General features: G+C 39.3%; 6 protein-coding genes and 1 pseudogene. 6 read left to right on the forward strand and 1 reads right to left on the reverse strand.

The window, feature by feature from the left end; translation table 11 throughout:
- Positions 1–81 precede the first annotated feature (81 nt).
- From ACDZ28_RS17635 to ACDZ28_RS17660, 6 genes are all read left to right on the forward strand, one after another.
- Positions 82–4,260, forward strand: a complete 4,179-nt coding sequence (locus ACDZ28_RS17635; protein WP_375102377.1) for an AAA domain-containing protein — start codon at positions 82–84, stop codon at positions 4,258–4,260.
- Positions 4,261–4,573: 313 nt separating this feature from the next.
- Positions 4,574–5,089 carry a hypothetical protein gene (locus tag ACDZ28_RS17640; RefSeq protein WP_375102378.1) on the forward strand — a complete coding sequence of 172 codons (516 nt, stop codon included), beginning with the start codon at positions 4,574–4,576 and terminating at the stop codon, positions 5,087–5,089.
- A 58-nt stretch (positions 5,090–5,147) separates the two neighbouring features.
- Entirely contained in the window at positions 5,148–5,303 is a 156-nt protein-coding gene (locus ACDZ28_RS17645; protein WP_375102379.1) for a hypothetical protein, read from the forward strand.
- Positions 5,304–5,430: 127 nt separating this feature from the next.
- On the forward strand, positions 5,431–8,682 hold the full coding sequence (gene hsdR / locus ACDZ28_RS17650; protein ID WP_375102380.1) for a type I restriction-modification system endonuclease: 3,252 nt from the start codon (positions 5,431–5,433) through the stop codon (positions 8,680–8,682).
- 3 nt (positions 8,683–8,685) lie between these two features.
- Positions 8,686–10,170 carry an N-6 DNA methylase gene (locus ACDZ28_RS17655; RefSeq protein ID WP_375102381.1) on the forward strand — a complete coding sequence of 495 codons (1,485 nt, stop codon included), beginning with the start codon at positions 8,686–8,688 and terminating at the stop codon, positions 10,168–10,170.
- A complete protein-coding gene (locus tag ACDZ28_RS17660; protein ID WP_375102382.1) occupies positions 10,167–11,636 on the forward strand; it encodes a restriction endonuclease subunit S in 1,470 nt (489 codons plus the stop codon). The genes ACDZ28_RS17655 and ACDZ28_RS17660 overlap by 4 nt, the downstream gene beginning before the upstream one ends.
- Positions 11,637–11,871: 235 nt before the next feature.
- On the opposite strand, the pseudogene ACDZ28_RS17665 reads toward ACDZ28_RS17660, so the two are convergent.
- Positions 11,872–12,693 (reverse strand): annotated as a pseudogene (locus ACDZ28_RS17665) (SpoVR family protein); the annotation flags it as partial.
- Positions 12,694–13,196: the final 503 nt, after the last annotated feature.

Consider the following 13,196-nt stretch of genomic DNA (forward strand, 5'->3'; position numbering starts at 1 on the left):
TTGCATGGATACAATGCTACTAATTATAATGGTATTATAAGGTAATATTTCCTAGTCATTAATAATAATGAGGTGCAAAATATGCAAGAATTGATTTCAATGTACAGAGATCGTTTAACGGATTTAACTGCAAAAAATAAAAGTTTGAAATTAATGAAAATTTATAATAAAAATCATTTTGATATTCACTCTTTCTCAAAAATAGAAATAGGACTTGATGTTGCAATATTGGAAAAAGTCTGTACTCTAGAAGACGAAATCAGTTTGATTCCACAGAATAGCCTCGTTGAAGAATCTGTATTAGTTAACCATAGGCTGATTCAACTTAAAAGAGAAGTTGATCTAATTGAACAAGAAACGGGCAACAATCCTTTTTACGTCGCCTATGGATTTCTGGAAGGGTTTTTAGTGCCTAATTTTTTTATTAGATGTCCGATACTATTCATCCCAGCTAGGCTTAACAAGGCAACCGTAAATAACAAACCTTATTGGGTACTTGGGGTGGGAGAAGAGGCTACCCCTTTCATTAATCAAACCTTTATTATGGCAATTCAAAAATACATAGGTGGGGACATAAGTTTATCTATTCAGGATGAGATTACCTCAGCTTTACCATCGAACTTAAAAGATATTTTGCCGTTTATTTACGAACTTCTGCGGAAGCATGATATATCTTTGACATTGGAAACTGATCAAAAGATCGCTCCTTTTAAAAATATAAAAAAAGAGAACATACCAGAAGGAAAAAAGGGCTTTACTTTATATCCGTACGCGGTAATGGGTAAATTCCAGCAATCAACAAGTACATTATTGAATGATTACAATTTACTGTTAGATGATTTGCCCGAAAATGGGTTTTTGGATGCATTAATTAATGGGTCTGAAGAAAATGAAGGTGATTTTGAGGAGATTTCGGAGGAAGAATTAAATCAAGTACATCCTTCAGAAAACTTCTTTGTCCTAGAAACCGATGCTAGCCAAGAAGCAGTTGTTGTAGCTGCTCGTAATAGAAAAGGATTGATAGTACATGGGCCACCTGGGACAGGTAAATCTCAAGTTATCGTGAATTTAATTGTGGATCGTATGTCTAAAGGACAAAAGGTTCTGTTGGTCTGTCAAAAACCAGCGGCGCTGGATGTTGTGTATAACCGACTGGGACAAATCAATTTGCAAAACCATGTTGCTCTTGTTCATGACTATAATAAAAACAAAATTGATGTATATAGAAAAATTGCTTCTGTAATTGAACGGAGTCTTCCTATAAAGGGACAGGACATTGATCGTATTTCAAATGAAAAGTTTGCATTGGCTCAGAAGTTGAATAAAACAGCATTCTCTTTACACCAAGATCGTCCCTTTGGTAAAAGTTTGTTCTATTTATATAGCAAAGCTAAATGGGATCAGACGTTGATTATCGAGGCTGAAGATTTATTGGGGAATCTTACTTTTGATGAGTTGGAAATGACTTTAATTGAGTTAAAGACCATAATTGAATTGAAGCAGAAATATGATACTTCAAATCACCCATGGAAAAATCGTAAAAGTTTCGCGGGCTTTTCAGTTAAGCAACATTTAGATTTGAGCAATATACTGAGTTCAATAGTCGAGGATGTTAAGCAAGTAGCTAACCTTAAGAATGAACTCCAATTATTATTCGAACCTGTTTATTATCTGGAGAACATTCATGTTCTTTACGAGATGCAGAAAGTGACGAATGTTCTTAAAAATAGAAATTTACACAAACACATCTTAAGGTTTTTTAGTGATGAAAATGCTCACCAGGTAACTGAGAACGATAAACATCTTGAAATCATCAGATCAAAGTTTGGGTCATTTCAAAAACAAATAAATATTCTAAATGAGCGTCCAGAGGCTGTTACTGGTCTACAGTATGAAGAGGCAGTGAAATGGAATGAGAAACTAAAACTCTTTGGCGAGCTAAACAAGAAATTCACTCGTTTTTTTAATCATAGTTGGTATTCGTTAAAAAGAGAAATTCAAGATCATTTTAAGGCTAATGGAATATCGTTTGATAAGCAATCACTTTATGAGTATCACGCAAAGGTCGAGACATATATACTCTTTGAAGAAATCCGAAATGAAGCAAATCTTGTCTACTTCTATTCAGATGCACCAATAGAAAATCAGCTGGATAAGTGGAGTGCTTGGATTAAGTTAAAGGAGAATGTCAAAGATTTTATTCAAGCTTTTGTTGAAACGCAAATTTCATTCCCCAACTGGATCAACAATCCAAGTACGCATGATCACTTAGGAGAATTCTTTAATGAGCCTTTCAGTAATGAAATGAAGGGATTAATAAAATTAGCAGAGCAAACCAGAGAGTTAAATGTAAAAATACGTAGCTTAGAGTCATACTTGAATCGAGAAACCGTTAATGAATTTATTAAACAGTTAAACGAAGGGATCTACAGTATTCCAGAATACGAAGGAATGTTTAGAACACTGGACCAATTTGATAGCTTGTGCAGATTGGATCAAATGAAGGAAGAAATGGGTAGCCTGAAAAAAGTATTACTTGAGCGTTGTGCCCAGAAGGCCCCACTTGAAAGCACTCCAGATTTAGTGAATTGTTGGCTTAATCTTATTCGAAATAGCTTTTTACATGCTTGGATTCTACAAATTGAATCTGCCGAGCCGCATGTAAAAGACGTGTCGACTGAAATTTATAAATCTAACTTAGACCGTTTCCAAAAGTTATTGAATGACAAACGAAAAGCAGTCCCTAAACTGATAGATTCATTACTTGCTGATGCAGCTATCCAAGTAGTGGGTAGCACACGGCAAAAATTAAAGCATGAGTCAAATAAAAAAAGAAAGTTAATGCCATTACGGCAAGTAGTAGGGCATTTTTACGATGACTTATTAAAACTGGTACCTTGTTGGCTATGTACACCTGAGGCGGTGAGCGCTATTTTCCCATTACATCAAGATATGTTTGATCTTGTTATATTTGATGAAGCCTCCCAGTGTCCAGTGGAAAATGCGATCCCGTCCATTTATCGAGCTAAACATCTCATAGTAGCAGGAGACGAAAAACAACTTCCACCTAGTTCATTCTTTCAAACATCTATCGAGGACGAGGATGAAGATGATAATACAATCTATGTAGACAAAACAGATAAACATGCAAAAAGTTTATTAGAGTGGGCTAAACCAAAGTTCCCTGATAAATGGTTAACTTGGCATTACCGTTCAGAGTATGAAGAGCTAATCAACTTTTCGAATTACGCTTTTTATGATAAAAGAATACAAATTGCTCCATCTGTAAAGAAAGGCACAGGTTCTAGGCCAATAGAATTTATTAAAGTTGACGGCCACTGGGAGTATAGCTCAAACCGAGTTGAAGCTGAAAAAATCGTGGACAGTGTCATTAATATTCTTCAAAATGATGATTCCCAACCAACGCTTGGAATTATCACGTTTAACAAAGATCAAGCAGATCTTATTAATGATGTATTCGAAGAAAGAATGGTAAAAAGTCCTGAACTCAGATTGTTAATTGACGAAGCTAGATCTCGTAAGAATGGCGATGAACATATAGGACTTTTTGTTAAAAATATTGAGAATGTGCAGGGTGATGAGAGAGATGTTATTCTTTTCTCGGTAGCTTACGCGAAGAACTCTGAAGGTAAAATGGTTAGCCAATTCAGCGCACTTTCTAGGGACGGTGGCGGAAATCGCTTAAATGTTGCTATATCTCGTGCGCGGAGAAAAGTAATTATAGTTTGCTCGTTTGAACCGAGTGAATGGACAAGAGCAGAGACTTACGCGCAGGGAGTTAAGTATTTAAAACGATATTTGGAGTATGGTAAAGCGATCTCAGACGGAGATTATTCGCTCGCTCAGTCAATTCTAAACGGTTTAATTGATGCCACTAATGTTAAGGATCAAAACAATCAACTGATTTTTGACAGTGGATTTGAAGAAGAAGTATGTAATGCACTACGAGCTTGTGGATATGATGTACATACTCAAGTTGGTTTTTCTGGTTATCGCATCGATTTGGCGATCGTAGACCCTGTAGGAAAAGAAAGATATATCTTAGGTATCGAATGTGACGGGGCAACTTATCATTCTTCAAAGGTGGCCAGGGAGAGAGATCTTTACAGGCAGCGGTTTTTGGAAAGTAAAGGATGGAAAATACATCGGATTTGGAGTCGGAATTGGTGGTTAGCAAGAAACAAGGAAATCGAGAAAATACAAAAGGTGCTTGAGTCAATTTCAGAGGAAGTGAAATGAACTGAAAATACACTGGGAAATTATCTTCTAGTGTAGGAAAGATCTAACTAAAGGATGGTTACCAAATAATTGAGTTCTTAAATTGTTGAACCTTCGTACTTTACAAATGATTGTTGTTTCTGTTTGTCAAAAAAATATTCGCCTAGGACAGAGCCTGCAGCTCGGTATCATCCTTTTGCGCTGACGTTCGTCTACACATGGCACCGAGAGTACTTTGACACTGCAACAGAAAAATTAAAAGTTTATAATCACCCGAGAAATCATAAAAATAAATTTAGAGGTGAGAGTGTTGATATTATCTAGAGAAGAAATAATGAGAATCTTAGCCGATAACTATTATATTTTCCTAAGAAGTCTCCCATTTGAAAATGATATTTATATGGAAGGAATGGGTGAAGCACGAATTAAATTTTTGGCAAATCTTCATATTACCATCACAAAAAAATACTTGCCTAAAAAGCGTAAAGATCGGCGTTACACCACAGATTATATAAGTCATATGGCATTAGAACTTCTCAAGAGGAGTAGTTGGAGTAGTGGGGAATTAATATATGAACATATGGTTCCGAAAACAAGATATGTTAAGGAAGTATGTGAAAAAAAAGCTAAATCAGGCGAAATATCAGCTGAATTTATATTCCAATTGTTGATGAAATATTTTTGGACAGCTACTATACATAAGAAAGAAAATAAACTATTAAGTAAAAGTATGATGCCACTCGATTGGGATGGTGAAAACATCTTCGCAAGATATAATTCTGCTGAAATCATATTAATTGAACACGACAAAACTTATCTTTCATATGAATCAAAAATTCAAACGGTTTAATTTGAATCTTTTATATAAAGGTATACAAAATGGTAAGAACGTTTAATCAACTATTTCCATGACTGAACAGCGAAAAGTAAACGGGCGTCCTAGATTTTATGCAGATCCATATCAGATTAATGAAACGGAGTATTTGTTGTGCAATCATTGGGTAGAGGAGCTCAGTAGAAGCTATTTCGAAGCATGGCTTAGACGTATTGATAAAGCAAATTAAAGGGACTCAACTTGAGTCCTTATTTTTTTTATATTCCCCTTAAGTTTATACATGTTAATATAGAGATAGGAATATTTTCCTATGCATCATCTAACATCTATACGAATAATTCTCCAGAGGTGAAGAAATGAACAACAGTAATTTCACTTTCTTGTCGAACCATTGGAACATTCTATCCAATCTTGCAGAAATGGCGGAGCGGAACGTTTATATTGACCCGAATACCTCTTTGATAAAACTTCGTATGTTTGGGGAAACGATAACGAAATACATATGTGCAATTGAAGAACTGCAATTATTAGACAGAGCAACTCAAGATGATAGGCTAAGGCTCTTGAAGCAAGAAGATCTTCTGACTGAAGAACTACTAGATATTCTTCATGCCATTCGAAAAATAGGGAATAAAGCCAACCATGAAGAAGGAATTTACGGAACTACGGAAGAAGCCAAAGCTTTGCTGAACATGGCCTTTCGCTTATCCGTCTGGTTTATGCAGGTGTATGGGGAGTGGGACTTCGTAGCTCCCGAGTATGTCGAACCTTCTAAAGTGGAGGATTCACAGAATCAGGAGCATCTTGAGGTGCTGGCCGCTTCCTATGATGCCAAGGTACAGCAGTTGGAACAGGAATTGTTGAAGCTTACTCAGCAGCAGGATTCCAAAAGCCCAGACGAGAAACAGAAACGTCATTCCAAGGCTAGACAGCTAGGCAGTGCGTTAAAGTTTACAGAGGCAGAAACCAGAGTCATTATTGATGATAAGCTCCGTCAAGCAGGCTGGGAAGCAGATACATTACAACTACGTTTTAGCGCAGGCACGCGCCCTGAAAAAGGAAGATATCTTGCTATAGCAGAATGGCCGCTGAAGAACGGTTTTGCCGATTATGCCTTGTTTTATGGTATGGAATTTATCGGTATCGTTGAAGCTAAACGACAGAGCAAAGATGTACAAGCCGACATCGAGCAGGCCAAGAAATACGCTTCCTATGTGATTAAACATGGCGAGGAAATTATTCATGGACCGTGGGGGAACTATCAGGTACCGTTTCTTTTTGCAACCAATGGACGTCCGTACTTGAAGCAACTTGAGCACAAGTCGGGAATATGGTTCCTTGATGCGCGCAAGTCTACAAACCATGCCAGAGTGCTGCAAACGTGGTATTCACCTGAAGGTCTAAAAGCTCTTTTGCAGCAGGACATAGATCAGGCAACAAAAGATCTCCGCGACGAATCGCTGGATTATTTGCATTTGCGTGAATATCAAGAGAATGCGATTTTGTCGGTAGAACATGCGATTGAAGCTGGACAGCGCAAAATTCTTGTAGCCATGGCAACAGGTACAGGAAAGACGAGAATGGCTATAGGCTTAATCTATCGACTGATCAAACATAATCGTTTTAAAAGAATTTTGTTTCTGGTTGATCGTTCCGCACTAGGCCGTCAGGCAGAAGCTGCGTTTAAGGATTCTAAGCTGGAAAGCTATCATTCATTTACTGAGATTTTTGAGTTACAGACGTTGGATGATAAGAAGCCAAATGCGGAAACTAAGGTACAGATTGCAACTGTTCAGGGTATGGTAAAAAGACTTTTTTATAGTGATGATGACAAAGGCATTCTTCCTGTAGATCAGTACGATTGTATCATCGTGGATGAAGCCCACCGTGGCTACACACTGGATAAGGAAATGACAGAGATTGAACTGGAGTTTCGCGATCATGCCGATTATGTGAGCAAGTATCGGAAGGTACTGGATTACTTTGATGCTGTACGTATCGGATTAACCGCTACCCCAGCACTTCATACGGTTGAGATTTTTGATAAGGCGATCTTTAACTACTCCTACCGCGAGGCTGTAATTGATGGGTATCTGATCGACCATGAACCGCCTATTCAGTTTGAAACCGAATTAAAGAAGAACGGCATCAAGTGGCAAATCGGTGAGGAAGTGGCAGTCTATAATGTGGATTTAGGGACCGTAGAGAAAGAAATGCTGGAAGATGAGGTAAGCATCGAAGTGACACAGTTCAATAAGACGGTGATCACAGAGAATTTCAATCGTGTGGTGCTGAAAGCACTGACTGAATATATAGATCCTGAAGCGGATGGAAAGACCTTAATCTTCGCGGCAACAGATGATCATGCGGACATGGTGGTTCGGATGTTTAAAGAAGAATTGGAGAAGAAATATGGTCCTATAGACGATGGTGCGATCCTAAAGATTACAGGTTCGATCAAAGATCCACTACATGCCATCAAGCTCTTCAAAAATGAACGGCTTCCGAACATCGTGGTCACCGTGGATCTGCTTACGACTGGAATTGATATTCCAAGTATCTCACATGTAGTCTTCCTACGGAGGGTCCGTTCTCGTATCCTGTATGAACAAATGTTGGGACGAGCTACCCGCCGCTGTGATGAAATCGATAAGGATCATTTTATGATCTATGATGCTGTAGGCATCTATGAGTCGCTCAAGCCTTATACGGACATGAAACCTGTAGTGACGAGACCAAAGGTCACTCTGGATCTTTTAGTAGATGAACTGAATCAGATGAAGAGTGAGCACCATATAAAGTCGCATCAGGAAGAGATTGTTGCTAAGATGCAGCGAAAGAAGCAGGGCTGGACACCGCAGGATCATGAAGATTTCAAAGCTCTTTCTGATGGGAAGAATATTGACGAGTATATTGATGAGGTGAAAAAGGCAAGCGCTGAGCAGGTAAGTGAAACGCTACTGCGCAAGCCGCAATTACTACATTTTATTGAAGAAAATCGTGGGCGGCATAATCGTCAGTTCATCTCGGATCACCACGATAAATTGATTGGAGTTACACGCGGTTATGGGGATGCAAACAAGCCAGAGGACTATTTGGAAGGATTCAACGGTTTCATCCGTGAGAACATAAACCTAATTCCAGCACTAAATATCATCTGCACACGCCCGAATGATCTGACTCGTGAAGAACTGCGGAAGCTTCGTGTGGCTCTGGATCAGAAGGGATTTACTGAAAAAAATCTACAAACCGCTTGGCGCGATGTGAAGCAGCAGGACATTGCCGCAGACATCATCAGTTTTATCCGCCAGCAGGCGCTTGGTGATCCTCTTATCAGTCATGAAGAACGGATCGAGAAAGCGATGAAGAAAATTTATAAGATGAGAGTTTGGCCAAAAGTGCAAAAAGACTGGCTGAAACGGATTGAGAAGCAACTGCTTCAAGAATCGGTTTTAGACCCTAACCCTGAAAAAGCGTTTGATGTGGAACCTTTCCGCAGCAAGGGCGGCTATAAGCAGTTGAATAAAATTTTTGATGGTCAATTGGACGAGATTGTTGCTACAATAAACGTTGCGCTATATCCAACAAGACAGAAGGAGCAAGCTTAAATCATGAGGAATCAGGAAATTGTACAAAAGCTATGGAACCTGTGTAATGTACTGCGTGATGATGGCATCACTTATCACCAATATGTAACGGAACTTACTTATCTGCTGTTTCTTAAAATGATGAAGGAAACGAATAACGAGGGTATTCTGCCTGAACAATATCGCTGGGATTCATTACAGGAGCGGCATGGTTTGGAATTAACCCAGCATTACCGCCAACTGCTGCTCGATCTTGGGAAAGACGGTCACGAGATCATTAAGCAGATTTATATGAACGCAAGCTCTAACATTGATGAACCCAAGAATCTGGAAAAAATCGTGCGTTCCATTAATCAGCTCGATTGGTATTCCGCCAAGGAAGAAGGTCTAGGGGATCTTTATGAAGGATTGCTTGAGAAAAATGCGAGTGAAACCAAATCAGGGGCAGGCCAATATTTTACGCCGCGTCCATTGATCGATGTAATTGTGAAGTTGGTTGACCCACAGCCAGGCGAGCGTTGTAATGACCCAGCCGCAGGGACGTTTGGTTTTATGATTGCAGCGGATAGTCATATTCGGAGCAAGACGGATGAGTACTTCGACCTGAGTGAAAAAGAAGCAGAGTTTCAGAAAAATGAAGCCTTCACAGGCGTAGAGTTAGTTAAGGATACGCATCGTTTGGCTATGATGAATGCAATGCTGCATGATCTCCATGGAGATATTATGCTGGGAGATACCCTTTCTGATCTCGGAAAAGGCTTGAAAAATTACGATGTGATCATGACTAATCCACCGTTTGGAACGAAACAAGGCGGAGAAGGACTTACCCGTGACGACTTAACGTTTACGACTTCCAATAAGCAGTTGAACTTCATGCAGCATATTTATCGGGCGTTAAAAGCGAATGGGAAAGCTCGTGCAGCGGTAGTTATTCCCGATAACGTTTTGTTTGAAGGTGGAGTGGGAGCTAAAATCCGCGAGGACTTAATGGACAAGTGCAATCTTCACACTATCCTGCGGCTTCCTACAGGTATTTTTTATGCTCAAGGGGTTAAGACGAATGTTCTGTTTTTCACCCGTGAGAAGACGGATAAGGACAGCACAAAGAACGTTTGGGTATACGACCTGCGAACAAATATGCCGAGCTTCGGGAAGCGGACTCCGCTGACTACTGCGCATTTTGACGCATTTGTTGAGGCTTATAAGGCTGAGGATCGCAGTAGTGTTCAGGATGTTAGATTTAACGTGTTCACTCGCGAGGATATCCGTAAGAAGGATGACAGTTTGGATATTGGGTTGATCGCGGATGAGTCATTGTCTGCTTATGATAATTTGCCTGATCCGATTGATTCGGCGGAACTGGCGATTGCTAAGCTTGATGAAGCAATGACATTGCTGCTGGAAGTTGTGGCAGAGCTTAAAGCAGTAGAAAGTAAATCAGAGTATACTGCTGAAGATAGTCAAGAGTTACTTCAGGTTGCTGAGGCGCGTGGAGAGTATAACGTATGAGTAAGAACAAAGGGAAGACAGCAGAGGAGTTGCTTCAAGAGGCATTGGTGCCTGAAGAGGAGCAACGGTACAAGGTACCCTCCAATTGGAGATGGGTGAGATTAGGTAGTGTCTGTGAAGTAGTTGGTGGTGGTACACCGAAGTCAAGTCTTTCAGAGTATTTCGAAGATGGCGACATACCTTGGGTCACACCAGCAGACTTGTCTGGCTATACAGAGATGTTTATTGGAAGAGGGAAAAGAAATATAACTGAATTAGGCTTAAAGAACAGTTCAGCTAGGCTAATGCCTGAAGGTACAGTTTTATTATCTTCCCGAGCACCTATAGGTTATGTAGCTATCGCAAGTAATGAAATTAGTACGAACCAAGGATTTAAAAGCTTTTTACCCAGTAAATATGTTGATTCAAAATACCTCTATTGGTATCTGAAATTATCAACAAGTTATATCGATTCATTAGCAAGTGGAACTACTTTTCGAGAGATATCTGGCTCTAAATGTAAAGAAATTCAAATTCCTCTTGCTCCTATTGATGAACAAAGACGAATTGCTGACAAAGTCGAGATATTGTTGAATAAAATCAATCAAGCCAAACAATTAATAGAAGAAGCCGAAGAAACATTTGAACTTCGTCGAGCGGCAATTTTGGATAAGGCTTTTCGTGGTGAATTGACCTTAAAATGGAGAAGAGCGAAGTTAGAGCAAGGAGATACTGTCGAAAATCTTTTATCCTTAATAACAAATATGAGATTGAGGAAAAATAAAAAAACAAGTGAGCATCTCAAAAACAATGTACTTAACGCGGATTTTCCTGACACTTGGAGAATGGTTAAAATAGAAGATTTATTTAATATTGTTGGTGGGGGAACTCCGAGTAAATCTGTAATTGAATATTGGACGGGGGATATACCTTGGGTAACTCCTAAGGATATGAAAACCTTATTGGTTAACAGTTCTTTAGACAAAATTTCTAGAGAAGCAATAAATAAATCAAGTGTGAATTTAGTTAAAAAAGGATCTGTAGCACTCGTTGTTAGAAGTGGGATTCTCCAGCGAACGTTGCCTGTAGCATTGTTAATGCAAGGGTCGACTGTAAACCAGGATATGAAGGTGTTTGATTCTGGCATAGAGGATGTAAATCGTTATTTTATGTGGTACATTGTTGCTTATGAAAAGTTGCTGCTAAAAGAATACACTAAGTCAGGTACAACGGTTAACAGTATTGAAAATGATAAATTCAAAAAACATCTTATCCCTTTGCCACCACTAAGTGAAATTAAAGAAATATTAGAAATTATAGAGATACTTTTGGGTAAACAGGATGAAGTGAATAAAAAACTTCAAACTTCTGAGGATATGGAGATTTTAAAGCAATCCATATTGTCTAAAGCTTTTAGAGGTGAACTAGGAACAAATGATTATATTGAAGAAAGCAGTCTTCATTCAATCGAAAAAATCCACAATTAGAAGTTACGTATTAGTACCATATCATAGACTGGTGTTGCCTTCAGTATGTGATGCAAGGATTTGCAGCTTGACGTATTGGTCAGGATAAATCTTACGAACTTCTTCCCATTGCACGGCTGGCACCTCCAATAGGGTTTGTCCTTTTATAGTATCAGATTATTGGCTATAAAAAAGCTCTCTAGAACGATGCTCTTTCGTTCATGGAGAGCCTTTTTACGTAAGCACCTTAGCTGACCGAAGCCCAGCCTTCGTTCATGATCTTCGTCTCCATTTGCGGCCAGAAGTAGAGCATTTCATCATGGAGCATTGTCATAATGTCTCTTTGCCAATCCTCCAAGACCGTGGAATATTGCTGGATGAACCAGACGATATCTTTTTCCGGCTCTGGTGGGAACGCACGATTTCCAGAGGTTGCTTCTTGTGGTCCAGAATTACTCTTGTCTAGATTCCATAACTCGTCGTACGGATTAGATGATTTAGAGCCACCAGGAGGGGCGTCTTTGAGTTCTCTCATTTTGGCTTCCAGCAGATGGGTCTTACCTAGCTTGCGCGGCTGGATGAGGCTGGGGTCTATATGCTCTTGGATGGCTAGCACTGAATCAATGAAACTCTCCACAGCATCGGTACCATACGTTACTGAATAACCGGCGATCCGATCTGCTGTAGCTGACATGCTCTCGACCATATCCCGGTTGGACATGGAGAAACGCATATTATTTTTGAAAAAATCACAGTGTGCCAGCACGTGTGCGACGATCAACTTATTCTGAATCAGCGAGTTCCCGTCAAGCAGGAAGGCATAACAAGGGTTGGAGTTAATGACGAGCTCATATATTTTACTCAGCCCGAAATCGTATTGGGATTTCATTTTGTGAAACGTCTTTCCGAAGCTCCAGTGACCAAATCGAGTCGGCATTCCATAAGCACCGAATGTATAAATAATATCGGCAGGGCATATCTCATAGCGCATAGGATAAAAATCCAAGCCAAAGCCAGTAGCTATTTCCGTAATTTCAGCAATCGCCCGCTCCAGCGCATTAATTTCTTCGCTTGGCATGATTCTGTGCTCCCTCCTATAATTCTGTAGATCCAACCTGAATAAACCCTCACGAAATGGGGTTTGGCTTCAAATAGATGGGTCGATCAATGTAGTTCATATTATGTATATGGATAGGAGAAGGGCATTATGACGAACTCTTCCTCGCTGTCACTGTACGTGGAAATTCCATCTTTAAGTTGGAAGCTACTGTATTGCAAATTTAGTTTAATTAAATATGAATAAGTTTAAATGAACTACGTCTCGGTATTTACAATCGCCAATGCATGTGCTACTTTAGCCATGTAACCGTATTCATATATAGATTTGTTAAATGATTAATAGAAATGTAAATCTTGTTTGGACCAATCATTATTTATCCTAAATTTAACAAGTGGGAGGGATAAGGGGGGGAGGAAATCTTTAAGAGAGCTGGAAGTGAACTCATTTGGCAGGGGAGTTGCTTCGTTCCATATAGTAAAGCTAAAGAGTGTTAGAACTCGAACTCGATAATAGATTGAACA

The organism is Paenibacillus sp. RS8, assembly GCF_041956825.1.
Classification (GTDB): Bacteria; Bacillota; Bacilli; order Paenibacillales; family Paenibacillaceae; genus Paenibacillus_AQ.